General features: G+C 35.8%; 31 protein-coding genes. 4 read left to right on the plus strand and 27 right to left on the minus strand.

Annotated elements, in window-relative coordinates; all coding sequences use genetic code 11:
• Positions 1-253: 253 nt before the first annotated feature.
• The 6 genes from ggt to U9M49_RS15815 all read right to left on the minus strand — a co-directional run bounded on the left by ggt (position 254) and on the right by U9M49_RS15815 (position 8,139).
• Positions 254-1,906 (minus strand): gamma-glutamyltransferase, encoded by a 1,653-nt coding sequence (ggt, locus tag U9M49_RS15790; protein ID WP_322910139.1) that lies wholly within the window; start codon positions 1,904-1,906, stop codon positions 254-256.
• A complete protein-coding gene (locus U9M49_RS15795) occupies positions 1,903-3,078 on the minus strand; it encodes an amidase (RefSeq protein WP_307315016.1) in 1,176 nt (391 codons plus the stop codon). The genes ggt and U9M49_RS15795 overlap by 4 nt, the downstream gene beginning before the upstream one ends.
• Positions 3,079-3,105: 27 nt before the next feature.
• A complete protein-coding gene (locus tag U9M49_RS15800; protein ID WP_322910140.1) occupies positions 3,106-3,756 on the minus strand; it encodes a GntR family transcriptional regulator in 651 nt (216 codons plus the stop codon).
• 125 nt (positions 3,757-3,881) lie between these two features.
• Positions 3,882-4,460 (minus strand): hypothetical protein, encoded by a 579-nt coding sequence (locus tag U9M49_RS15805; protein ID WP_289432866.1) that lies wholly within the window; start codon positions 4,458-4,460, stop codon positions 3,882-3,884.
• A gap of 427 nt (positions 4,461-4,887) precedes the next feature.
• Positions 4,888-6,783: an endonuclease MutS2 gene (locus tag U9M49_RS15810; protein WP_322910141.1), complete on the minus strand. Its 1,896-nt coding sequence runs from the start codon at positions 6,781-6,783 to the stop codon at positions 4,888-4,890.
• A gap of 387 nt (positions 6,784-7,170) precedes the next feature.
• Positions 7,171-8,139, minus strand: a complete 969-nt coding sequence (locus U9M49_RS15815; RefSeq protein ID WP_322910221.1) for a tRNA-dihydrouridine synthase — start codon at positions 8,137-8,139, stop codon at positions 7,171-7,173.
• A gap of 209 nt (positions 8,140-8,348) precedes the next feature.
• Between U9M49_RS15815 and U9M49_RS15820 the strand changes: the two genes are divergently transcribed.
• Together U9M49_RS15820 and U9M49_RS15825 are read left to right on the plus strand one after the other, a co-directional pair.
• Positions 8,349-8,570 (plus strand): cyclase, encoded by a 222-nt coding sequence (locus tag U9M49_RS15820; RefSeq protein WP_322910142.1) that lies wholly within the window; start codon positions 8,349-8,351, stop codon positions 8,568-8,570.
• 117 nt (positions 8,571-8,687) lie between these two features.
• A complete protein-coding gene (locus U9M49_RS15825; RefSeq protein WP_322910143.1) occupies positions 8,688-9,323 on the plus strand; it encodes a DUF998 domain-containing protein in 636 nt (211 codons plus the stop codon).
• Between the two features lie 28 nt (positions 9,324-9,351).
• On the opposite strand, the gene U9M49_RS15830 is transcribed toward U9M49_RS15825, so the two are convergent.
• The 19 genes from U9M49_RS15830 to U9M49_RS15920 all read right to left on the minus strand — a co-directional run bounded on the left by U9M49_RS15830 (position 9,352) and on the right by U9M49_RS15920 (position 21,908).
• Positions 9,352-9,489, minus strand: a complete 138-nt coding sequence (locus U9M49_RS15830; protein ID WP_157733793.1) for a hypothetical protein — start codon at positions 9,487-9,489, stop codon at positions 9,352-9,354.
• Positions 9,490-9,721: 232 nt separating this feature from the next.
• Entirely contained in the window at positions 9,722-10,003 is a 282-nt protein-coding gene (locus U9M49_RS15835) for a hypothetical protein (RefSeq protein WP_322910145.1), read from the minus strand.
• A 9-nt stretch (positions 10,004-10,012) separates the two neighbouring features.
• Positions 10,013-10,402 carry an SHOCT-like domain-containing protein gene (locus tag U9M49_RS15840; RefSeq protein WP_322910146.1) on the minus strand — a complete coding sequence of 130 codons (390 nt, stop codon included), beginning with the start codon at positions 10,400-10,402 and terminating at the stop codon, positions 10,013-10,015.
• Between the two features lie 14 nt (positions 10,403-10,416).
• Positions 10,417-10,782 (minus strand): DUF2089 domain-containing protein, encoded by a 366-nt coding sequence (locus U9M49_RS15845; protein ID WP_322910147.1) that lies wholly within the window; start codon positions 10,780-10,782, stop codon positions 10,417-10,419.
• Between the two features lie 152 nt (positions 10,783-10,934).
• Complete coding sequence (locus U9M49_RS15850; protein WP_322910148.1) at positions 10,935-11,432, minus strand: DUF1456 family protein; 498 nt, start codon at positions 11,430-11,432, stop codon at positions 10,935-10,937.
• 155 nt (positions 11,433-11,587) lie between these two features.
• Entirely contained in the window at positions 11,588-11,776 is a 189-nt protein-coding gene (locus U9M49_RS15855; protein WP_322910149.1) for a hypothetical protein, read from the minus strand.
• 216 nt (positions 11,777-11,992) lie between these two features.
• Entirely contained in the window at positions 11,993-12,778 is a 786-nt protein-coding gene (locus U9M49_RS15860) for an SMI1/KNR4 family protein (protein WP_322910150.1), read from the minus strand.
• Between the two features lie 191 nt (positions 12,779-12,969).
• Positions 12,970-13,650, minus strand: coding sequence for an HAD family hydrolase (locus tag U9M49_RS15865; RefSeq protein ID WP_322910151.1), 681 nt, complete (start codon positions 13,648-13,650; stop codon positions 12,970-12,972).
• Between the two features lie 105 nt (positions 13,651-13,755).
• Positions 13,756-14,181 carry a DUF3888 domain-containing protein gene (locus tag U9M49_RS15870; protein ID WP_322910152.1) on the minus strand — a complete coding sequence of 142 codons (426 nt, stop codon included), beginning with the start codon at positions 14,179-14,181 and terminating at the stop codon, positions 13,756-13,758.
• 169 nt (positions 14,182-14,350) lie between these two features.
• Positions 14,351-14,869, minus strand: a complete 519-nt coding sequence (locus tag U9M49_RS15875) for an NUDIX hydrolase (protein ID WP_322910153.1) — start codon at positions 14,867-14,869, stop codon at positions 14,351-14,353.
• Between the two features lie 667 nt (positions 14,870-15,536).
• Complete coding sequence (gene ahpF, locus U9M49_RS15880; RefSeq protein ID WP_307315039.1) at positions 15,537-17,066, minus strand: alkyl hydroperoxide reductase subunit F; 1,530 nt, start codon at positions 17,064-17,066, stop codon at positions 15,537-15,539.
• Positions 17,067-17,079: 13 nt separating this feature from the next.
• Complete coding sequence (gene ahpC / locus U9M49_RS15885; protein ID WP_095370569.1) at positions 17,080-17,643, minus strand: alkyl hydroperoxide reductase subunit C; 564 nt, start codon at positions 17,641-17,643, stop codon at positions 17,080-17,082.
• A gap of 426 nt (positions 17,644-18,069) precedes the next feature.
• Positions 18,070-19,068, minus strand: a complete 999-nt coding sequence (locus tag U9M49_RS15890) for an NADP-dependent oxidoreductase (RefSeq protein WP_322910154.1) — start codon at positions 19,066-19,068, stop codon at positions 18,070-18,072.
• 22 nt (positions 19,069-19,090) lie between these two features.
• Complete coding sequence (locus U9M49_RS15895) at positions 19,091-19,429, minus strand: ArsR/SmtB family transcription factor (RefSeq protein WP_095370570.1); 339 nt, start codon at positions 19,427-19,429, stop codon at positions 19,091-19,093.
• Between the two features lie 252 nt (positions 19,430-19,681).
• Positions 19,682-20,167 carry a GNAT family protein gene (locus tag U9M49_RS15900; RefSeq protein ID WP_322910155.1) on the minus strand — a complete coding sequence of 162 codons (486 nt, stop codon included), beginning with the start codon at positions 20,165-20,167 and terminating at the stop codon, positions 19,682-19,684.
• Between the two features lie 27 nt (positions 20,168-20,194).
• The gene (locus U9M49_RS15905; protein ID WP_095370572.1) at positions 20,195-20,674 is read right to left on the minus strand and encodes a hypothetical protein; all 480 of its coding nucleotides are present in this window, start codon (positions 20,672-20,674) and stop codon (positions 20,195-20,197) included.
• A gap of 44 nt (positions 20,675-20,718) precedes the next feature.
• Positions 20,719-21,186 (minus strand): NUDIX domain-containing protein, encoded by a 468-nt coding sequence (locus tag U9M49_RS15910; RefSeq protein WP_322910156.1) that lies wholly within the window; start codon positions 21,184-21,186, stop codon positions 20,719-20,721.
• 186 nt (positions 21,187-21,372) lie between these two features.
• A complete protein-coding gene (locus tag U9M49_RS15915) occupies positions 21,373-21,756 on the minus strand; it encodes a GNAT family N-acetyltransferase (RefSeq protein ID WP_322910157.1) in 384 nt (127 codons plus the stop codon).
• Positions 21,720-21,908, minus strand: coding sequence for a hypothetical protein (locus U9M49_RS15920; protein ID WP_322910158.1), 189 nt, complete (start codon positions 21,906-21,908; stop codon positions 21,720-21,722). The genes U9M49_RS15915 and U9M49_RS15920 overlap by 37 nt, the downstream gene beginning before the upstream one ends.
• Before the next feature lie 709 nt (positions 21,909-22,617).
• Here U9M49_RS15920 and U9M49_RS15925 point away from each other — a divergent pair.
• Both U9M49_RS15925 and U9M49_RS15930 read left to right on the plus strand, forming a co-directional pair.
• Entirely contained in the window at positions 22,618-22,929 is a 312-nt protein-coding gene (locus U9M49_RS15925) for a GyrI-like domain-containing protein (protein ID WP_267892256.1), read from the plus strand.
• Complete coding sequence (locus U9M49_RS15930; RefSeq protein WP_267892257.1) at positions 22,910-23,050, plus strand: GyrI-like domain-containing protein; 141 nt, start codon at positions 22,910-22,912, stop codon at positions 23,048-23,050. Before U9M49_RS15925 ends, U9M49_RS15930 begins: the two co-directional genes overlap by 20 nt.
• 356 nt (positions 23,051-23,406) lie before the next feature.
• Here the strand turns inward: U9M49_RS15930 and U9M49_RS15935 are convergent, their stop codons facing one another.
• Complete coding sequence (locus tag U9M49_RS15935; RefSeq protein WP_180317009.1) at positions 23,407-24,573, minus strand: hypothetical protein; 1,167 nt, start codon at positions 24,571-24,573, stop codon at positions 23,407-23,409.
• A gap of 125 nt (positions 24,574-24,698) precedes the next feature.
• Positions 24,699-25,484: a hypothetical protein gene (locus U9M49_RS15940; RefSeq protein ID WP_095370575.1), complete on the minus strand. Its 786-nt coding sequence runs from the start codon at positions 25,482-25,484 to the stop codon at positions 24,699-24,701.
• Between the last annotated feature and the right edge of the window lie 13 nt (positions 25,485-25,497).

The raw sequence follows: 25,497 nt of genomic DNA on the forward strand, positions 1-25,497 counted from the left end.
CTTCCTCCTGGCCTTTGCACGTATTTTCGACTTACGCGCAATTCTTCTCCTTTTCCCATGCCTGTTGCGCGTTTATTTAATTTGCACGCAATAATCTATTGTAACTTGAGACTTATGCGCAAATATCATTCACACAGCAAATTTTGAGCAAATTCTCATTTTCACTGCAACTAAAAAGGTCTTTACCATCAATAAAGATGATAAAGACCTTTTTTCAGCGACCTCTTTATTCGCCAGTTCTTGCTCTTATCTACTAATATCCACTGGCAACTCCATCACCGCGAGGATCGGCTCCGCCATATTTTACACCAGTCTGTTGATTAATTTGAATAGCACCTGCATGCCCCATTACATCTGTGAAGTCTTCTAATACTTCTACTTCATGTCCTCTTTTCTCGAGCTCTAAGCAAATGGATGCACTTATTCTTCCTTCTACTTTCAAGCTGTTAGATGTTGCGCCCCATGTTCGGCCATATAACCATCTCGGTGCCTCAATGGCTGATTGAATCGGAAAATTGTAATCTATTATTCTCGTAACAAGAGCCGCTTGTGTTTGTGGTTGCCCTTCCCCTCCCATCGTTCCATAAATTAAATAAGGTTGTTCATTTTTAAATAACATCGCGGGATTTAATGTATGATATGTTCGCTTTCTTGCTTGCAGGCAATTGATATGACTTTCGTCCAAAGAAAAATAACTGCCTCGATTTTGCAGTACGATACCTGTATTTTTCGGAATAAAGCCTGATCCGAACTCATGATAAATACTTTGAATAACCGAAACTGCGTTGCCTTCTTTATCAACAACACCTAGCCAAATCGTATCCCCCTTAGGATCAAGTTGTTTTTCAAATGCCCTTACGCTAGTAAAATCAATTGATTCGGCAAGTTGGATTCCTCTTCTCAGAGACAATATTTCATCTAAAGGGATCGTAGCAAAATCCGGGTCAGTCAAGTATTGATCACGATCAACGAAAGCCCGCTTTGTTGCCTCCGCTAATAAATGATAATAGTCGGCAGAGCCTTCTTCTACGTCTGATAGTGGAAATTGATTCAAAATATTTAAGATGGATAATGATGCAAAGCCCTGAGAATTAGGTGGGACATTGAATACTTGATGATTGCGATAACGTACAGAGATTGGTTCTACCCAATTGGACTGATGATGCCTCAAATCGTCAATGGTTAACACTCCCCCGTGAAGTTGCAGGTCAGTTGTCATCAACTTCGCTAATTCACCTTCATATAAAAACGAACCACCTTCCGCAGCTAGCCCTTCTAATGTTCTTGCTAAATCAGGCTGTTTCATAATGTCACCAGCCCGATAAGAAAGACCATTTGCTTGTAAAAAAACCTTTTGAAATTCAGTAAAACGTTGGAGATGACGGAACTCATTATCCTTGTCATCTAAATTGAGATTAGTCCAATACACTTGACTAGGAGTGACAGGAAATCCATCTTTGGCATATTGAATAGATGTCTGCAATAACTCAGACCATTCAACCGTACCATTCATATGATTCTGTGAATATTGATAGGCCTTTTCCCAACCAGCGACTGCACCAGGAACGGTATTGGCAGCCAAAGCCCCTCTTAAAGGAATCTTGCTATAACCTTGTTGTTGATAAAACGGGATTGTTGCCCCTTCGCCCGAACGACCGCTACTATTTAATGCCTTTAATTTTTTTTGCTTCGCATCATACACAAGCCAGAAATTATCGCCACCAATCCCATTCATATGAGGGTAAACAACACCAATGGTGGATAATGCAGCAATTGCCGCTTCCACCGCGTTACCGCCAGCTTGCAATACCTTCAATCCCGCTTGAGAAGCTAAATAATGTGGCGTTGTGATCATTCCATTTGTCGCCATCGTTGTTGGACGGTACGATTGTTTGGAACTACTCATCTTTTCACCTTCCTTTTAGCAAACATCATTTCCCTAACCCATTTAATGAGAGCGATATCTTGGTGGTGATTGGCGATAAAAGAGAGGCCTATTGGCAGGCCGTCTTTATTTTCAAACGGAATAGTGACCTGCGGAAGGCCCGTTATTCCCGCGATACAAGTGAGTTGCATTAACTGGTTTCGATATTGTTCTAACTCTTCACTTGGTAAATTTTTCAACGGGGCAACGCCTGGTGCCGTAGGAATGACTAAGATACCATCCTCTTTAAGTAGCGATGAAAGCTGACCTCTAATTACATTTTGTTTTCCCAGTAGTGCTGGAAGTTCACTTGGATTTAAAGTGGATGTCCATTGAAACCTTTCGGCGATACCAGGTCCGAAAGTTGGGCGCTCCTCGTTAATCCATTCACCATGCGCTTGCCAGATTTCCGTTCCTTGAATGAGTCTAAACAACTCTGACCATTTTGCTAATCCATCAGCGGCAATGTTTATAACTTGTTTAGAGACACCTTTTAAACTGTCTAGCAATATTTCTTTGTTTTCTTCATCAATTAGCTGCCAAGCCTCTTCTGCAAAATAGACATGCGAAAAAGGGTTATCTTTTACTTCCTCATTACTTATCAGCACTTCTCCTACCTTTAATAAGGTATCTAAGTTTTGCGACATCCAGCCGATTGTGTCAAAGCTTTTAGCAAGCGGAATTACACCATTCATATTTACTTCCCCATGCGTCGGACGGAATCCAAAAATTCCACAGTAAGAAGAAGGAATACGGACAGATCCACCTGTATCAGTACCTATTGCAAAATCTACAAGTCCTGATGCAGCTGCAACAGCTGAACCGCTCGATGAACCTCCAGGAATACGGTTAGGCGAACGAGGATTAACCGGTGTACCGTAATGATAATTTTCCCCGTTTAAACTGTACATTAGTTCATCCGTATGTGTTGTACCTTGCAGGCGTGCGCCATTTTTTAATAAGGATTCTATAACTGTTGCATGTTGTTGTCCGGGTTCGTGGGTATGATACCAATGAGGATTTCCTGCAGTATTTTTGTAATTCTCGATTTCAAAAACATCCTTTATAGCAAACGTCAACCCATTAAGCGGACCACTACCTGTTGGTTCCAGTATAAGATTATCTTTCACAAAGGCACTTGCATTTTCTTTCATTCTTTTTCACCTACTCTATGTAATTTGCTATTTTTCTAGTTTTTCTAAGATTGCTTCTTTTGTTTGGCGAATATGAAGCGTTAATACATGGTGTAATGTTGCAATATCCTTTTTAATGAGTGCTTCTAGCAATTGCTCATGTTCTTTTTGAGAGATAATTAAATAGTCTAGTTTGGTAGAGTATATATTCATATATGGCTCCACCCTTCCCCAGACAATACTCAACATCTCAAGCATCGGTTTCGACTGGGCATACTTATATATCAACGTGTGAAACTGTCTATTTAACTCATTCCATTCCGCCGGTGATGTCAGTTTCCTTTCCATCTCCAATACTATTTCGCTTAACCTAGCTAACGCTACACTATCAATATGTTTATACGACCATTCCAAGGCCATTTTCTCTAATGTTAATCTAATTTCAAATAATTCAATTAATTCTTGCGATGAAAGCTGCCTAACAAAAATACTCCTCCGTTCAAAATGGACAAATCCTTCTGATTGTAATTTATTTAATGCTTCTCTAACCGGCATTGTACTGACATTCAATTGGTAGGCTAATTTTCTAATAGAAATTCTTTTACCTGGCGGGAATATACCATTCATGATGTCTTTTCGGAGACGCTTATACACTTCTTGAGATAATGTGGGGACAGTAATTACTTCGCTTATACGCATTTATGGGATCGTCACCTCCTTTATGTGATATGTGATCACAGTTATAGCTTCTATGATACCTATCACATAGAGAGACGCAATGAATCTGTTAGAAAATATGACAAGGAAAATTTAAAACCCATTCACTATATTGAGACAAAAAAAGAATCTTCTCCTTCAGGTTGTTCTATTTCCTTATACAAATACTCTTTCAGCTTCCCTTCATATTCAACCTGTATAAAGGGGATATTGCGGAGATCATACGGAGTGATTAATGATAGCGGTTTTTCAAATTCGATGCTGTCAGTTGCGTGGATGACGGAAGCTACAAACTGAGAACAGAAGAAAGCTTTTCTTCTTTTCAAAGGTTTATTAAACAGCACACCAAATAGACCAAAGAGATTATAACGATAATCCTCCTTTTCAGATTCGATTGTAGCGATATATTGTTCCATTTTCCTCAGTTCTTCATTATTAACTGCGAAAGAATAAATGATGCAATCCGCATGCTTCAACAATCCTTTGTTTATATTCTCTACTACAAACCCACCGATAAAGGGATTCCGTGGCTTTTTCCTGCCAAAACTATATACTTTTGCTAATTCATGATCAAAGGCGATAGATGCATGATTATAACTTCTCTTCGTATAGAATTTTATCAATTTCGTAAAGTACGTACCTGTATCTGTAAGCAAAATATAAACCTTCTTGTCACCTAAACCCATTACCGTCTCTCCTCTAGCCAACGAATGAAATATAAACAAATCCCGATAGCCACCATTTTTTCCGATTGCTTAAGATAAGCATACAAAAGGAATCGTGACTGATTAACTAGCTAGAGACTAAGGTTTCGCTAGGTCTTTGGTCGTAATTCATCACACGCTTGATTCCTTTTCAGTTATCAGGTGCTTCTTACGGATGAATGGAGTGGTGGATTTATGAAAGTTAATATAATCAGCTTCGTCTATGTACCGTTTTTTTTGAACACTTGCAAAGCTCTTTCGTTATGCCATCTTCCTTGATTTCTCTCTGGATGAACACGCTAATTCCTTTGGCTCATCTCACTTTCTTAAACTCCTCACCATTTTAAGGGGTTACTAAGTACGAAAAACCCGAATCCTTATATATGGACTCGGGTACATCAATATTGTTTTATTTTTTCCGCATTTCCTTCTGAATTTTCCGTAAGACTTTCTTCGAACCGCGGTTAATATCGTGTTCCAATTTCCTTGTAGCGAAATCAGTGAATAAGGTTTCTAAATCGTAACCTTCTGGATATAGTTCCTGTGCTGGGAGATTTAAGGTAATTCGTTTTACATTTACTTCAACCATTTCTCCTTTATAGTAGACCACAACATTATAGAATTGATCCATTTCTTTGTAGATAATCGCAAAGTCATTATGATCCAATAGTTTTACTCTGTCACCTTTTTTATAATCATATTTTGCTGTAATTGCTTCGACCTTGTGTTTAGGCTGACGTACTTTATCTGGATTCACTTGCTTTAGTTGATAATCTTTATTCTCCATATAAGCTTCTGCTCGCTTTAATACGGATTCTTTCATATTCATTTTGCGAGAAATCCATAATGCGTTGCTATCTCCTGATTTCCCGATAACTAACTGATACAACGGTGATAAAGTTTCCTGATCGAATTGCATCGCTGCGTTCATAAAATCACTATGCAATTCTGAATAACGTTTGATTTCCCCATAATGGGTTGTTGCAATGGTTAGACAGCCCATATGATAGAATTCCTCTAGTATCGCAATTGCAAGTGCTGCCCCTTCATTCGGTTCAGTACCACTGCCAATTTCATCAAATAATAAAAGAGTACGATGATTGGAGGCGTTCATGATTTCCGACAAGTTTTTCATATGAGATGAAAACGTACTTAATGCATTTTCTATACTTTGATTGTCGCCAATATCAACGAAAATATGTTCAAAAATGGCGATCTCCGTTCCCTCCTTTGCCGCAATATGAATTCCTAACATCGTCGCTAAAGTTAATAACCCAATTGTTTTTAATACAATTGTTTTTCCACCGGCATTAGGTCCGGTAATGATTAAGCTTCTATAATCTTTACCAATCTCAAACTGAAGGGGTACGGCATCTTTCGGCAACAAGGGATGCTTACCATTCACTATTTTAATATAGCCATGATCATTGACCTTTGGCTGTATGCCAGCAATATGCTTACTATATTTCGCCTTCGCAAATACCATGTCATACTGGCTAATTAACTCCATATTTACTTTTATCTTTTGTAACTCTTCTACTATCATCCCAGATAGTGTCGCTAATATTCGGTATTCTTCCATCTCTTCTTCTACTTTAAGGCTTGCTAATTCTGCACTCAACTTCGAAACGGTCTGTGGTTCGATAAATACAGTAGAACCTTTCGAAGATACTTCAATAATGGCACCTGGCACTTGACCTTTATAAGAGGCTTTAATTGGAATTGTATATCTGTCATCTTTTTTACTAATAAAGAACTCTTGGATATACTTCTTATTCGTCCCATTGTTTAAAAATTTATTTAAACGCTCGTTAATTTTTTCTTCTGTCGCTTCTTTTTTAAAACGGATCTTTTTTAACTCTCTACTTGCCGAAGAATCAATTCGACTGCCTTTAATCGTAAAATTGATCTCTTCCTCTATTGTCTTCATTTCAGACATCGACTGAGCATAAGAAGCAAGCGTTGGTGCGAAAAACTCTTTGCTTTCCATGAATTGTTTGATTTTGCGACAGCCTCGTAAAAAGTCGGATAAGCTAACTAAATCACTCGGTTGCAAAATAATGTCCTTATCAAGTGAATTAATGATGCTTTCAATGTTTGTAATACCTACAAAAGGAATATGACCCTCGGCATCTATGATTGCTCTGGCCTCAGTAGTTTCCTGTAAGCGGTTGTTCACCACTTTTATATTTGTACTCGGTTCTTGTTTGTCGATTAACCTTTTACCTAAACCGCTCACACAATAAGATTGCACAATTTGTTTTAGTTCGTTATATTGTAGTTTTTCAAATGTCATATTATTCAATTTCGATGCTCCTCACTCATTTTTTAATTGTGAAGACACCTACTTATTAGATTCCGATAGATTTTTAGACAGAAAAAGCTGCAGGGATACCCCGCAGCTTTTACATTTATAAGGCAAGAAGACGTCATGAACCATAGCATAGCTATCCCTGTTCATCACATGCTTTATAAAGTATAGTAGGTATCTTCATAGGTTGAAATCAATCCATAACAAATAGCAGGGAATCATTAAGAATTTTTTCCCCTTTTGTTATTACATTCATTTCAAATTTTAATTGCCTATTTAGAACCTACTGCACTCATAAATGCACCTCTCCAAATTCATATGGAATCTAATTACCAGTATCATATCATATCGATAAAAAGAAGTAAACATTCATCTTTTCTCTTATGAATGATTTATTCTGTCAAAATCATCAAGCAACGCACGTGCTTCATCCGTTGACTTTGTATTCATTAACTGATTTCTTAATTCTCCCGCTCCTTTAAAGCTTCGAACATAAATTTTGAAAAAACGATGAAGGCCGGTATATGGGCGCAGCTCCAGCCCTGCATATTGATCATGAAGATCGAGATGCAATCTTAATAGATCCAATAATTCTTTGCTACTATGCTCTTTGGCTTCCTTTTCAAAAGCAAATGGGTTTTTAAAAATACCTCGGCCAATCATTACACCGTCAATTCCGTATTTTTCTGCTAGCTCTAATCCCACTTGGCGGTCAGGAATATCACCATTAATTGTTAACAGCGTATCAGGAGCTACCTCATCACGGAGCTTTTTAATTTCCGGAATCAATTCCCAGTGTGCATCTACCTTACTCATTTCTTCTCTCGTACGAAGATGAATCGAGAGGTTGGCAATATCTTGTTTTAAAATATGTGTAAGCCAATCACGCCATTCGTCGATTTCACTATAACCGAGCCTTGTTTTAACACTAACAGGCAGTCCCCCTGCTTTTGCCGCAGCAATCAGCTCAGCAGCAACATCCGGGCGACAAATCAATCCGCTACCTTTACCGTTTCCAGCAACATTCGGAACAGGACACCCCATATTTAGGTCAATGCCTTTAAATCCTAGTTCCGCCATACCAATACTCATTTCACGAAAATTCTCAGGTCTATCTCCCCATATATGCGCCACCATCGGCTGCTCATCTTCTGTAAAGGTTAAGCGACCACGAACACTTTTTTGTCCATCAGGATGACAATAACTTTCCGAATTTGTGAATTCAGTAAAAAACACATCTGGCCGTGCTGCCTCACTAACGACATGACGAAAAACAACATCCGTCACATCCTCCATCGGTGCAAGCACAAAGAATGGGCGTGGCAACTCACGCCAAAAATTTTCTTTCATCATGTATTCAATCCTCTCACGGTGAGATATCTATTTATAAAATTTACCTTCTTCACTTATAGCATGTTTACACACTGCTTTTCAAACAACAGTTAATTTTGACATTTATAGTTTATCATATCGGGGAATAAGATGGTTTGTATAAGAAGGTCACTTTATGCCCCCTAAACGAATATGAATAAAACAATAATAAGGGAGGGGGCAATATAATGGATAAACGCGTACAATTCGACTTCGAAATAGAATTTACCAATGGGGGAGGCTTACAAGGACAAGATTTTCGCTTGGATATTGACGAAGATACGATTTCAGATGAAGATCTGGCGGACTACATTGTAGAAGATATGAGATTGTTAATGGTGGAAACAGTGAAAATACTAAATAAAAAAATCATTCACGAAAAACATAAACGTATGAAAAGCGAGGAATAGTGTGGCCACTTAACGCTTTTCAGCCTCAAGCCTTAAACCAATATACACAAATAGCCCATACCATTTAGGAAATAATGGATATAAAATATACATAAACTTTCTCTCAGGAGGAATCTCATGTATATATCAAAAAGAATAGGCTTCTTAAGTTGGGGGATGACTTGCCTATACTTTCTTATTGAACCTTTCTTCATTTTTACCTCAACAGCGTCTTATAGCTATTTACATCATGCTATGAGTGACCTTGGTGTAACTACCTGCGGTGAATTCACTTATGCATTCGCACCTTATGAAATATGCTCCCCTCATCATGTGGGAATGAATGGACTCTTTTTGTTTAACGGATTAACCTTTTGTATCGGAGTACTATATCTCTCCCAATATTTGTGCAAATCATTGATTAATCGAATGTCAACATCGTTTATCCTTTTAATAGGCATTTCTACCTTTATCTCAGGCATAATCCCTGCTGATGTCAATTTATTAGGGCACTCTATTCTCGTATGGATCGCTATGATAACCGTATTTCCAGGCCTACTCATTTTCGCTAAGAAACTGCCAGCCATTAGAAAATGGACATATTTTTGCACAGGAAGCTTAATATCTATTACTATTCTGATTTCCCTTGTTCCACTCTTTCCTCTCCCTTCAGGATTACTTCAAAGGCTCTTTTATTTCATATTGTTTATTTGGGGAACAGTATCCACTTATCTTTTAATAAAGCGTTCTAAATCTTTGCCTGCGTCAAACTAAGATGCAGGTTTTTCTTCAAACATCTTCTCTATTTTTTATTGCTTTTATACTTCATTAAATTACGGAATAGTATCACAAACCCAATAATAATCAAGCCAATCACTACTGCGGGTAGGACGTAATACATAAAGATAATAAACATTTCCGTCTCTTTACTCCATTCCACACCAATACACCGTCCTTTATTTTTACTTCTTCTCCTCTGTTAGATTAAGAGTCGTTTTACATATCATCTATATAATTAGGTTGGCGATTAGATTTATTTAGGAGGAAGTTATGGGTATAACCTTTTTTATTAATTATTTCTTTTTTTAGTTACCAATTTTCATAAATTCTTCTTTACCCTGCTAACACATAAAAAAAAGGAACTGGAATTAATATAACCACTTCCCTTAAAGTTACAGTCTCACCTTCACTTCAGTTCCATCATTCGCTACTACATCTACTAATACCAAGCCCTTATGACTCTTCATTTCTTTCAGAATAGGTTTCAGCCATTTTTTATCCATTTGTGGGATGATAAAATCAACTTCTTTCTTTTGCAGTTGTTGATTGATTCCCGCATATACATGCCGTTGAAACACTTTGGATAAAAGAATAGAGCACCCAATATTCAATGCAGCATGAGGAACTGGAATCGTTAATCGCATACCTTCTGTTCTCACCGTAATTTTCAGCATAGGATGTCACTACTCAATAAAGATTGAAACGGTATCTCCGTCTGCTGACTTCACATCAACAATTTGGCCGTCCAATTCATTTTCTATCGCTTCGATAATTAAGTTAATATCAATATCTTTCACGTATTTCGCAGACTCAGGTATACTCGCTGCAATATTATGCCCTGCTAACAACACCACTTTGACAAGTTTGATTGGTAGATTAACTGTGACATTATCATTTTCAGCTGATTTTACACGGATTTTGAGTACTTTTTCCATATACTTACTTGATGATTCGGGCTGCTTACTTTCTTTCTCTTCCTTCTCTTTTAACACCTGGATCAGCTCTGCCCCTTTATCGGCATCTATTTTTCCTTCTTGCACCATCGTTAACACTTTTGTGATTTCCTCTTTCATACCAATACGCCTCCTTATTCTCCTCTTAGGAGCTTAATTGCTTCGTCTGAATTTATTTCACCGTTTTCCAACATCGAGATGACCTTTTTCTCATCCACTTCAGTCTTCTTAGACTGTTTATAACCAAGTGATGAAATGATATCTGAAAGCTTGCTGCGAACTGTCGGATAAGAAACCCCCAATTCCTTTTCAACCTCTTTTATATTACCTCGACAAGTTAAGAACACTTCCACAAAATGCAACTGATCGTTAGACAAAGACGCTAACTTAGATAATTCGAACTCATTTTCAATCGTCGTTTGGCAATGTGCACACTGCAATTTAGTAATTTTCAATGTTTCACTACATACAGGGCAACTCGTAATCACTTTATAAGCCATAACGCACTCCCTTCATTTAATTTTATTTGATTATATATTAATTATATTAATATGTAAATTAATATAATTAATTTTTTAGCTATATTTATTTAATTTATTTTATTTTTGAACAAAATAAAAACAGCAGGATTACTCCCACTGCTTTTTTTATATCATGCTTCCCTATATTTAACAGTCAGACCTTTTAAGAAGTTCCTAGCAAAGTGATCTAAGCACACTTTATAATTTTTATGTCCTTCTTTTCTAAGAAAAGCGCCTATTTCTCCTTTTGAAACGTTGAGTCCCGCTTTTCTAAAGATATCAATCATGTCATCTGTTGTTAATGCCAAGGCAATTTTGACTTTCTTTAAGAGGATGTTATTGATATGTCGATGGCTCGTAATCGACGGGTCCGGTGTATTCGCTTGCCCAGGTTTCGGCTCTTGTTTTCCTCTTTTATAAATAATGAGGCCATTTAAGAACGAATTCAACATCGCATCAGTTAATTCAATTCGGTTTTCCACCTCATCTTCATCAAACTTTTTAAGAATCTTCACCACCTCTGGCACTGTAACCTCTTCCTCACCTAGCTTAAAAATCTCTGCCATTTCACTATTTTTAATATCCAACGCATATCGCAATCGGATTAAAAGATCATTATTATCAACCATAATTATCGCTCCTATCTAAACAAACTTTTCTATGTAGTGTTAAAACCATTGTTCTATTTTAACATTGTCATTGCTATGCAATCCACTTATGTTGAAATCAACGTATATCAAAGAAAAAGGACAGTCTACCTAAGACCATCCCTCCATACTTATCACTACTCAATCACACGAGCAATTTCAGTGCCACAAGTTTTACATTTTCCTTTTAATATAGGTCCATAATCACCCGATTCAATCGTGTATTTCACAATCTCCGTTTCCCCACAATTGCTACAAAATACATTTCTTACGAGCTTTTCTCTAGTATGTTTAGGGATAGCAAGCCATTGTTTTGCTGCTTCCATTTTAATTGCTCCTTTTATATTGATAGTAACGTTTCTTACTTGTATGTACAATTAAGCTTAACATACAATTTCAAGTGGCTATACAACGTCGCACATTCCATTTCCCTCCAGAAATTCGGTGACACTTGTGGAGTGGGACCCTCGTATATACATCAACTAATCACTTATACAACAAAAACGAGGAAATAATTATCCATTCAATTCTTCAACTATTTTTTATTTATATTCTTTCACTAAATCTAACGGTGAATCTGGAATACTATCAATAACCGCCTGAATGGCAGACTTTTCTTTTATCTCTTCCGATGCTACTTTTCTCCATAATATCTCCGCTACTAATGCTTGAACTGACAAAAATTTAGTGTGCTGAACAATGTGAAGCAATAGACGATTGAATTCACTTTTATCTTTGCCTGTTTGACCCCAATATTCTATTCCTTGATAAATTAAATCTTCATTATCCGAGTTTACCAGCTTTCTAGCATCTATTAAATTAGGATTACGCATGAATTGATTGATCTCTTCTTCCTCATGGTCATATGAAATTTCGTCACCTTCTGGTAAGAGCTCGTTCATAAATTCATAAAATGTTGGGAATAACTCGATTAGCTCACCTGAATCAGTACTTAAATAAGCAACATTTGGGTTATGTTGATTCTTACTATAATCTAATACAATAAAATAATGGCCATCGCCAGAAATAACGATAAGTTGATTATGATCAATTTCCCATTCATTAAATAGACACTTCGTCTCCATGATACCTTTGTTTTCTTTAATACCGAGGAGATAATCAATTGGAAGCGTATGCTCATTATCTATCTCTATGTCTATGTTGATGCTATCTTTCAAAAGGTAGCCGCCATTTTGTATATAAAGTAAATCCACATATTCCCTTGGCAATTTCACACCAAAATGCTCCTCAGCAGCTTTCAATACATCTTCTTGTGTTAATTTCTCTAACACGATACCACTTGTAGCTTTGAAATAAAGTTTTAGCAAAAATACCTCGCAAATCCTTATTTTACAATAAATAAGAAGAATCCATTTGAACAAAAGATTGATCAAAAAGGATTCTTCTTTAGCAGATTTAAGTTTGGTTTTTATAAAAAAGTTTGATCATTTTCTACCTGTGATGCTCAACAATCGCGCCCTTTAACGGAATAACATCTGCGCTTCTATCCGTTAGTTTATCAAGACTCTATTAATTGTTTGTTTAAATTTTTGATAATTAAAGGTAAATCCGCAAAATCATCTACTATAATATCTGCTTTGACATTTTCCCATTGAGAATCTTTTTTCCAAATTCCTTTCATCCCTACATTTTGAGCAGCTTTCACATCATTTTCTGGGTGGTCGCCAACAAATATACTTTCATTAGCTGAAACATTCAGTTGCTCCAAGGCTCTTTTAAATATTTGAGGTTCAGGTTTTTTTATTCCTTCCCATTCAGAAACTAAAATAGTTTTAAAATACTTTTCAATTCCTAAAGCCTTTATATTATCCATCTGAAACTGCCCATATCCATTTGTAATTATTCCTAATATAAGGTTGCTCTTTCTCAAATCTTCTAACATACTTAGTAGATTAGGAAAAGGAACGCAACTATTCTTAAATTCGCTTATATAATCCTGAAGTAAACCTTCCCAGTTAAACCCAGTTATTTCAAATTCATCCACTAATTGTTGATACACTTTATCTTTCCAAACATACCCATGGCTATCTAACTCTATGAACCTTGTGGTGTATTTCTCTTTTGATAAATGCCCTACCCATTTATTCAATCGCTCGTATTGATTATCAATAAACTTCTTAACTGATTCGTCCCGATTTAACAAAGTTCCATCTAAATCAAATATGACAGCCTTAATCATTTTACATCTCTCCCAAGAAACATAATTCTTTTTTATTTCTTTATCGTTAACCTAAATACCTTCTTCAAATATCTGTCTGAAATATAAAAAGGGCGCTTATTCATATTAATGAATCGCTCCCTTTGCAGTTCGAGGATATGTTTTCAAGTGTTTATAATTTATGAGTTTCCCTCTTGTATTTATCACGACTTCATCTTCCCCATAACCCATATGAGCACGATAGTAAGGGTATACTTTAAGCGTTATCTCATATAATCCACCAATTCCATATAACTGTTTTATTTTAAGGATTTCTGTATCATATGAAGCCCAAGTAAGACCTTCAGGCACATTTTTGTCGTCTTTGTAGATTTCAACAATTGCTTTATCTACTGGTTCTCTTAGGCTACTTATAAGTGCCATTTTAACCGTTTCACATAATTCCGTATCGGCTTCATTTATTGTTTCTGTTTTTGCATTTACTGTTCTATTAGAGATTACTAAAAGCATTCCAACCATAAGCAAGACCGCAAATTTATTAATAATTATCACCTCATTTTAGTTTTCCTAAGAACTAAAATGATTTATTCAAGAATCTTGTCCCTATTCTGGTATAACCTTATTCAATAATTGCGCCTCGATTGATGAAGATACTAAATTATACACCTTAATTTGAGGACGTAAAATGGAATGAATAGGTTTAATTCTTTGCACGTTCCGTTTAAAGACGAGTAGAGCCATATTGATGTCGTCCTTCAAAAAGAAACGCAATTATACTTTCATAATAAGGTATAAATTTTTTTAGTTCGATTAGCTTAAAAATTTCCTCTTTAGAAGCCCACTTCACTGCTTGTACCTCTTCTGTTTGTAACGTCAATTCATTCAAATTTAAGTCATATTCAATGAGATAATAATCATCAAATCCACGTTCAAAATTAATAGTAAATTGTGGACGAATTATTTCAAAGTTATAATGTATCCCTAACTCTTCTAATAACTCTCTTGAAGCAGCTTGCTGACTTGTGTCGCCTGCAATAGCACTACCACCACAAGTAATATCCCAAAGATTCGACCATCCTTTCTTAAAAGGCTGACGCTGCTGAATAAGCATTTCTCCCTTTGAATTAAATATACAAACGTGTACTACTAAATGAAACTCGTCTGATGCCATTTCATCCCCACGAGTTATTTGTTTCGATATTTTATTGCGATGTTTATCATATAAATCCCACTTTTCCATTGTTAAACTCCTTATGGTTTTTTATTGTAGCTAGCCTTTTATTATACCGTAGAACAAGTTGACAAAAGTGAATTTTACGAAAATTCCAACTTTAATTTGTATATTGTTAGACTAAATTGTTCCCTAGGCCTCATTTGGTAACATCTATTAAAAGATTGTTTTTGAACAATCTGGCCCGATTGTTGAAGATCGTCATGTTATTTTCACCATAAAATCCCTCTTCGGACAATGCATATTCAAAGGGGTAAATCTTCGCATCTTTTTTATAAATATCGTACCTTTGTTTTAAACATCGCATCTTTTTTACAAACGTCGCGATTTTATTTTAAATCTACACCACTAGCGTAAAAAGGTCTCCACATATTTATAGTCATCCACCCTCTAGAAATACTTTGATCTCACTATAATTGTATCAAAATATATGTAAAAATTGTAAAAATAACCTAGTTGATAAACGCTTAGTCAACAAATAAGGACTAAATAGGAGAGAATGAAAACTTTTTGTTCGGCTATCTTTGAAGATTTTACTCTAGATGTACGAGCAAAACTCTTTTTCTTCGATTGCATGATTGAACCAGCCCAAACAATATTAATACATCCACTCCATAAAAAAAGAGAAAGGCCAAGATGAGTTTCAACTCACTTGACCTTTCTCCGCAAATATATATTAATTCCTAATCAGATAATCAAATGCACCTAATGATGCGTTGGCACCTGATCCCATAGAAATTATAATTTGTTTATACGGGTTGTTCGTACAGTCACCTGCTGCAAATACGCCTGGGACGTTTGTTGCACCATGGTTATCGACGACGATTTCGCCTGTTCTTGTGCGCTCAATCGTATCGCCTAACCAATCCGTGTTTGGAACAAGACCAATTTGAACAAAGATTCCTTGAAGTTCAATATGGTGTACTTCTTCTGTTTCACGGTCTAGATAAGTGATACCATTCACTTTATCTGTACCCGTGATTTCTGTTGTTTGTGCGTTCTTAATCACTTTTACATTCGGTAAGCTATACAGACGCTCTTGTAGGACCGAATCGGCTCTTAGTTCTGCACCGAACTCAATAACTGTTACATGTTTAACGATACCCGCTAGGTCGATTGCTGCCTCGATACCTGAATTACCGCCACCGATGACCGCAACGTCTTTTCCTTCGAATAATGGGCCGTCACAATGTGGACAGTAAGCGACACCTTTATTTTTGAATTCTGCTTCACCAGGTACACCAACGTTTCTCCATCTTGCACCTGTGGAAAGAATGACTGACTTACTCTTAAGAACTGCACCGTTTTCTAATTCCACTTCAATGAGTTCTTTTCTTTGTAAGCTTTTCGCGCGTTGTAGATTCATCACGTCGACATCGTATTCTTTCACATGTTCTTCAAGACTAGCTGCAAGCTTAGGACCTTCTGTATACTTCGTACCGATAAAGTTCTCGATACCTAACGTATCCATGATTTGACCACCGAATCGCTCAGCAACAACTCCAGTACGGATACCTTTACGAGCAGCATAAATCGCTGCACTCGCACCTGCTGGGCCACCACCAACAACTAGTACATCAAATGGATCTTTATTAGAAAATTCGGCTGGATCTTCTGTGCTACCCATCTTCGCTAAAATTTCATCTAAAGTCATACGTCCACTGCCAAACACTTCTCCATTAAGGAAAACAGTTGGTACGGCCATGATGTTTTTGCTATCGACTTCTTCTTTAAAAGCCGCGCCATCGATCATTGTGTGTGTAATGCCTGGGTTTAACACACTCATGATATTCAAGGCCTGTACCACATCAGGACAATTATGGCATGTCAGACTAACGTAAGTTTCGAAATGAAACTCTCCTTGAATATTCTTTACCTGTTCCATCACCTTATCATCTACTTTTGGCGCGCGGCCACTTGCTTGTAATAAGGCTAATACTAAGGAAGTAAATTCATGACCAAGAGGAATACCAGCAAAAGCTACACCTGTATCTTCACCCATGCGATTCACGCTGAAGCTTGGTGTTCTTTTTAATGTAGCTGTTTCTACCTTAATTTTAGATGACATTGTGGCAAGTTCATCAACGAGAGAAAGCATATCTTTTGATACGTCATCGTCTCCGGTACTTACTTTCAGTAATACATCGCCCTCCATCAGTTGAAGATACTGATGGAGTTGCTCTTTAATTTCTGCTTCTAATATCATGGGGTTCCACTCCTTAAATTTTGCCGACTAAATCAAGGCTTGGCTTAAGTGTAGAAGATCCTTCTTTCCATTTTGCCGGGCAAACTTCGCCTGGATTAGAACGAACATATTGAGCTGCTTTAATTTTATCGATAAGAATGCTTGCGTCACGACCAATACCATCTGCATTGATTTCAACTGCTTGAATGATACCATCTGGATCGATAATGAATGTACCACGATCTGCTTGACCTAATTCTTCAATAAGAACATCGAAGTTACGAGAAATTGTATGTGATGGATCACCAATCATTGTATAAGTGATTTTACCAATTGCTTCTGATGTATCATGCCATGCTTTATGAGTAAAGTGAGAGTCTCTTGAAACAGAGAATACTTCTACACCTAGTTCTTGTAGAGCTGGGTATTGATCTTGAAGATCTTCAAGCTCTGTTGGGCAAACAAATGTAAAGTCAGCTGGGTAGAAACAAACGACACTCCAATGACCTTTAAGATCTGCTTCAGATACTTCAATAAAATCTCCATTTCTATATGCATGTGCGTTAAATGGTAATACTTCTTTTCCTATTAATGACATGTTGTAGTCCTCCTAAAAGTTGTTTAAATTTAATCATAGATTAACAGAATGATCACATTCATAATCTATAATTATTATTAATTAGCATTGATTATTATTATATTACTAATATTATATTTGTCAATTAAAGCGCATGAATTAATTTATATCAATCATTCCTAATCGGTTAAATATTATGAGGAATCAACGCTAAATATAGGCTATATAAGAAATGTATACGTTTTCAACTAAATATTACATTATTGTGAAATAAACTATAAAATAGAAAAAAAGAGTCTTCAATTGAGAATGGATAGCTTCAAATGAAAATTCTTCCCTCTCCATTCTAAGAGAGAACGGACAAATAAATACGATTTAAGAAAGGGAAAAACTAGTTCCATATGTGAGGGACTAGTATTTTACAGTCACTAAAAGAATATTTAGCACCTATTTAATTTTTAATATGATTTTCCCTTTTGCCCTCCCTGATTCTGCATATTCCATCGCTTTTTGTGCATCGTCAAATGAAAATTCTTTATCTATGATCGGCTTTATTTTACTAGCCTCAATCAAGTCTGCGATGGCTTTTAATTGTTTGCCACTTGGTTTCATAAATAAAAAAGTATAATGAACCTGATATTTTTTTTCAAGACTCGTAAGTTTATGGCTTGCCACGGAAAACAATAACGTCTTAAAAAAACCTGAGCCATAATCTTTACCGAAGCGAGCATTGGGTAGTCCCGAAACGGAAGCAATCTTTCCTCCAGGCCTTACCACTTCAAAAGATTTTTCTAATATTTCTCCGCCAAGCGTATCAAAGACTGCATCGTAGTCATTCAGTATCTCTTCAAATTGTTCCGTCTTGTAATTGATAATGATATCGGCTCCAAGAGATTTTACTAAATCTTCACCAGCTTGACTCGCAGTCGTTGCCACGGTAGCACCCATTTCTTTTGCCAACTGAATAGCAAAGGTGCCGACTCCACCTGCTCCAGCTTGAATAAACACCTTTTGACCCTTTTGCAATTGTAAAATATCTATTAACGCTTGATAAGAAGTTAGCCCTACCAACGGAATTGATGCTGCTTCTTCAAAGGTCAAATTTCTTGGCTTTAATGCAATGTCATCTTCATGAATGGCAAGGTATTCCGCAAAAGTGCCAATTTTACTCTTGCGGGGGCGGCCATATATTTCATCACCTATTTTAAAACGCGTCACTTTTTTACCGACTTTTGTAACAACACCAGAAAAATCATTACCTAATATAAGTGGCATACTATATTTAACTAATAGTTTCACTTTCCCATCCCGGATCTTAAAATCAATGGGATTAAAACTAGCGGCATAAATGGTTACGAGTACCTCATGATCACTCATTTCTGGTATAGACATATCTGCCAATTGCATGGGCACTTTTCCATATTGATCAATAACCATTGCTCTCATATTTCATCCTCCTTTTCCTTCATTATCTATAAAAATCATCCATGAATTTTTCAATATCCCCTACAAGCGTTTTTAATAACCCTAATTCTGTTCGTACATTTATATAATAAAAATTCTTTGTGCCTTCTTTACGCATTAATATGATTCCAGCTTCACGCAAGATCTTTAGATGATGAGAAACGGCAGGTCTTGAAAGATGCGTTTGATTAGTAATCTCACCCACGCGCATTCCCGTTTCACAATCCGTCCCCATAAGCACTAATAATATTGATTGACGCGTTTCATCACCAATGGCTGATAGCACCTTTTGACTTAGAATAAAATCCTCTTTAATCTTATTCAGTTGGACCTGTTTATTCATTCAGCTAAATTCCTCCAATTGTTTGTTGAATCGATTAAGTTGATAAACCAAATAACTTAAGAGAACAATATACTATTGGTTTTTCTAGTGCAATATTGAGAAAGAAAATCGAGACGAACACATTAACGTTTTAATCTTATAGACCCCATCATTCGCGCAGGTTTTATTACAATAAAGAAAAGCGTTTCTGCATAAACAGAAACGCTAGTATTCCTTCAAAATAAGAAGGTGGTTTGAGATGAACATGGTCAATTACTTCATTTCTAATTTCAATATAAACTGTTCGTCAATTTTTCCTATTTTCCGCTCACCAGTATCAACAAAACCAACTTTTAAGTACAATTGCTGTGCGGGAAAGTTTTTATGATTGACCGCCAAAACCACTTCATTGCAATCGGGAAAATGGGTGGTAATAAACGCTTTTAAATCGACCATCGCTTGCTTAGCATACCCTTTGCCCTGATGTTTGTAATCTATAGAAAGGGCTGTCAATAACATAGCATGAGGATTGACGGTATATTCACTTACCCTTTTTGTACTATGTAGCAGGAAAAAGCCTACTGGTAAGTCTTTTGAAAGGATCACCACTCGATATTCCCCATCAGAAACAGCTACTTTTTCCTTTGGTAATGCTGTAAATTTCGCTTGCGTTTCTGGTAATTCGAATCTATTTAATATGTCTAAGTGCTCCTCGCGATAAAATGCTAGTTGAACTTCTTCAGATGTATTCAGTTTCATTCTCTCCTTTTGACTATATTAAATCTGCTATTTGCTTTTTAAGTAAACCACATCATCATCCCAGACCACTTCAAATGGGCGCTGTTCATCCGCTTTAAGGACAAAGCCAGCAGGAATTTGACTTGCATTTTCACTCATAGAAATACCGTATCCCGTATTTTCCGGGTAACCATATACATAACAAACCACTTGATTATTCTTTTTAAATACAATTTGGTTCATTCCTTCATTGACTGTTTCACTAATAGTATCCCATTTATACCCGACTGTTTCATATATCCACTCTTTCTGTGTATAAGGCTCAAAGAAATAAACTTTATCCCAATCAAATGGGGTGATATCCAATAAATTTACTTCTTCTACAGATGACTCAATGGACAATACCTCTTCTTTCAATAAATCAGCATTCACTTCCCAGACATCTTTCTTGAAAAAGTTGAATAATTTCACACAAAAGACAGTAAGCAAAATGATACTAACTATGACTTTCGTTTTTTTGTACTTCATTTATATTGAACCCCTTACTTTCATCATGATTCTAGCAAAACCTACTATCCCCTAATCGTTTGTTCTTCTATGAATTCAATATTTCTTTTCTGTTGATGATAGGTAAGAATATGTTCTACTAAATGGGGATATAGTACGATGTTATTTAATTCAGATAATTTAATCCATTTTACATCTATTTGATTAGGATCAGGATACTTTGGTTGTTTAGGAACAGAGCCATTTGTCAGGGTACATTCAAAAATTAACTGCAACGAATGAGTATCACCAGATTTATGCGCATTCAAGTGGGGAGCATACTCATATATAAATGCTAAAGGACCTACATTCACATCAACTGATGCTTCTTCTTTCGCTTCTCGCTTCACAACTTCAATGACTGATTCATTCGGTTCTACACCGCCTGCAGGCAAATTATAATGAATGCCTCTCTCATCTTCATATTCAATCAAAAGAATCGAATCATTCTCAATAATCAGCGCACATGCCCTCACTCTTATTGGGTAAGTCATTAAAATCCCACCTTCTATTTATATAAGCCTATTATACAGTAAATATGGTAATTTTTTCTTTATAATTAAACAAAAAAAACATTTGGCTCCTCCTTCGCCAAATGTACTGACAGCCACTGATGCTATCCCCGCTATCAATAAGATAACAATTGAGTATGAATCTCACTTTAACGATATGTAAAACGTTTATTGATTTCTGATGTCAAAGGAAGTTATATCTCTCCATCCATACACCATCTCCGTATATTTCTCACCAGCCATATTCATTTCAATAGAATCAATCTTTTCACCACCAAGGGCTTCATAAAATCGATAAGAGTGATTATCCTCCACAACTAGGACGAGCATTGATTGATATCCTTTTTGTTTCAGTTCAGTAGTAACGGCTGCAAACAGAGCCGAGCCCACTCCTTTTCTTTGATACTCCTCTAATAAATAAATCGCATATAGCTCGCCATCAAAACCATTGTACTTCCCACTTCTCTCTTTCCCACCCGAAGAAAATCCAATGATTTCACCCACCTCATTTTCAGCTACATATACGCCACCGAGAGGAATATTGTTTTCCATAATGTTTCCCTTTTTTCGTAAGAAAGCCTATTTAGATATTCTTGTGGAAAAATAGTAGCATAGGTGCTACGCCAACTATCGACATGGACTTTTGCTATACCCATGGCATCCTCGATAACTGCTTTTCTAATGGTAAAAGGAGTTTGATTCATTGTTTTTCCTCCCCTGGGTATTTTTGTAAGTAATTCGTTTTAGAGTCTAAATATTCCTCCTTCTATAATGAAATATTATGCTAATTTATACTGGAATTAATAATTTAGACCTTAGTGCCAAAGGACTATAGTTTCCAATCATCGTTGTTGTTACTCTATTATTAATCCTTTTGCTTATACCCATAAAGAGAAACAATTGTACAGAATTATATATCATGTTTTGTATTGTTGGGTTTGCTACATGGTTCATTGACGCATTTGTCTTAAGAGTTTCGACTTGATTGACTTAGAATCACCTTCAAAACCCGAACTCGGAGATATCATCTCATTCACATTCATCCCTTCATCATTGGCGACGTTGATAACAAATGAAAGTTTGGAAGATTTGTTAACGCCTTTCTTTATTACATCGGAGGTAAAAAGCCACTCCACTTTTTGAACGCGCGACTGAACCCATCCATTGACTGATAACCATACTTTAGCGCAACACCTGTCACTTTTTCTTTATTTAATGAATCCATGCTTGCTCTGATATTCTTCTGCTTTTTAAATATTCATTAAGTGTTAAACCTGGAAGATAAAAAAATATCTTTCTAAAATGGTAGTTAGATATTTTCGGCCTGTTCAAAGGAGAAAGCGATATGGAATTTAGGATTGAAAATAAACCTGCCATTCAGATGGGATGGTCGGTGTAAGTATACGAGTACTTATGCAATTTGAAAGCGTCCACAACGAAATCGTCCAACTAGCCAAAAGTATCACAGACGAACAAAAAGAGGAAATGCGCTCCCTGCAGAACTTTGCCCCTTTTGAGATTATCAACGCTTCATATGAAGCTGACGCAAACTTCATAAAAGAAGAAGGGGATTTGACTTACCTTATAGGTGTTCTAACAACTTCAAATCAAATAAGTAACCAATTAGACAAAGTACCTGTTTCTGCAAACACATGGGCAATATTCCCGAATGAAGGTCCATTTCCTACAACCTTACAAGACACCTATGGCAAAAGTGTACTCTGAGTGGCTCCCATCTTCTAATTATGAATTAATAAGGGCACCAAACTTTTCCTTTACTAAAATGGATCAGCTCAAGCCAGGTTACGCTTATAGTGAAGTTTGGATACCTGTTATGAAGAAGTAAGTAAGCAATCATGAGAACCTAACAACTAAGAAAGGCATATAGACTCTCACAGCTACCTGTAAGAGTCTCTTGCATCATCTTAGTGTACTTTTTTGCTCAATAAAACATCACTATTTACGTGCTCTATATTCTGTCATATAAAGCTTAAGACTCAACACCAGCGGTTCTCATTGAACTCTTTAGTAATCTTAAATGTGATATAAAAAATAAGGTTCCTTTACTCCGTGGTTCAAGTAGACTCTGTTCGTTTAGCCACTACCTAATTCTTCAAGCTTTTGCATGATTTCTTCTGGTTATAATTATAAAAAAGGTTGCATTCGTATCCAAAAAACGAGAAAGATGGTATTTTGAAAATGTTAATAAAACATCTCTATAAACAACTCTCTAAAAGGCTCATCAAGAGTTGCACATACAAGTTTACTCCAAGTGCTTATTTCAATGGTATCACTTTCAACACACCATATTTTATAATGCTCATCACCATATCTATCAATTGGTACATCTGTATCCGTCATAGCATCTCTATATTTTTCTTCAAAAAGACCTTTTGAGTATTGATTTACCGAAAAATCAATATGATTAAATATCTTTTTATCCGGATAGTACTTTGCATGCACATAATTTGTAAGCACAAAGTTGTCTTTAACCTTCTCAGGATTCCATAATTCTTCAACCTCAATATGATAAAAATTCCGACCATCTGGATCTCTATCTGGTTTAATTATCATAACCACTTTATCTAAATATTTTGGATCATAATGTACTATAATTTCCTTCTTGTTGATTAGTTTTTCTATATCACCAAAATCAACTGTAATCCCACGATATTTTTGAAAATCCATAGTCGCAGTGCATATCATTTTATCTGCCGGCACAGCAACTTTTTCATCACACCTAAAATATAACTCAGCTTTAGGAATTTCTGCATTAATTATCTTAATAGTATATGGAACGTCATCAATAGCTGCCCCAATAGTAGTATCAAAAAATATATTATAAAGGTAGTATCGACCATCAAGAATAAATCCTTGCCTCAAAAACTTCGCATCATTTACTAAACTTAATCCGTATTTGTTATGTGGAGTCCGTAACACTTCATATCTTCGAATTTCTTCAATACCTTTTATTTCAATCATTTTACTTTTTATTAAATAACATACTAATGCATATATTAAGAGCTTATTATCCAATTCATAATAATCTTGAAATCTTGACTTCGATGATATAACAGACCAGATTAGGGGTACATTTTTATTTATCTCTTCAAACTCTTGTTTAGGTATCAATAATCGGAAACCAACATACCAAAAATTATCGTCATCAAAACATAACCAACATAATTCTTCTATATTTACTTCACTCATTAGATATTCATGATAAGCTTCCTCAACTAGTGCTGTTAAAAAATATGGAATATTATATGGTTCATGAGTAAATAAACGAAATGTATCTGCTGTATAATATTTCAAATATACATTTGGATGGAATATACGTGCTACCCCACCATGTGGCTGCTTCTTCATACTCCTAAAATAATAATTCGCCTCTCGAAACAAATTAGAGGATACTATTCTATCAATCAAATAAGATAAATCTCTATTATCATCCATGTTTAAATATCTTTCCTTTATCGATTGAATTATTTAATTCATATATCTACAAAACGTATCGCAGATTGATTAATCAAATCAATTTGCCATCGTTTCCATTTAAAATTAAGATTACCTATCATAGCTATTCGATATTCTTTATTAATATCAATTATGTCTTTATTTCTGCCTCTATAAATTTGTGTTCTGTACTTCCATTCTCCGTTTTTATTCAGAGTCCATAAATTTAATAAATAATATTTATAGCTGTCTCCATCAACATTAACTTTTTCTTTTTCAACTATCTCTAATTTTACATCCCCATAAAATAAATAAAGATCCGTTCCATCAGTTTCATCAATCCAACTCGATAAGCTTTTTCTTCTGAGTGATTTCAACTCAATAACATCTTTTCTCACTTCAGGAATTAACATTGGACTTGAGCTGTTTTTACTATTAGAGATATTGTTATTAGTTAAGATATTAGGTTTTTGATTTTTCACTTTAAACAACATATGCATAATAGAATTTAACTTTTCTTGGATTTGACAATTAGTTAATCCTTTAACATAATTTTGAATCGTTTTCCTAGAAGCATAGTCGTATATATATGAACAATTATCTTCATGTGAAGATGACGGTTTCTTTTTTAAATGAGCTCTTCTACCAGACGTTTCTCTTACTAAAAACAATTCTGCTTTTTCGCACTCTGGACAAAACATTGCTTCTTCAAAAGGAGTGTAATCACCGTATTTGTTTTTAGCATAATCCACCACAGCTTTAACATTACAGTTCTTACCCGTTTTAACATAATAAAATTCTTCAAAACTCTTAGATTTAGCCATAATATCACCTTAA

It is taken from the genome of Cytobacillus sp. OWB-43 (assembly GCF_034651445.1).
Taxonomy (GTDB): domain Bacteria; phylum Bacillota; class Bacilli; order Bacillales; family Cytobacillaceae; genus Cytobacillus; species Cytobacillus kochii.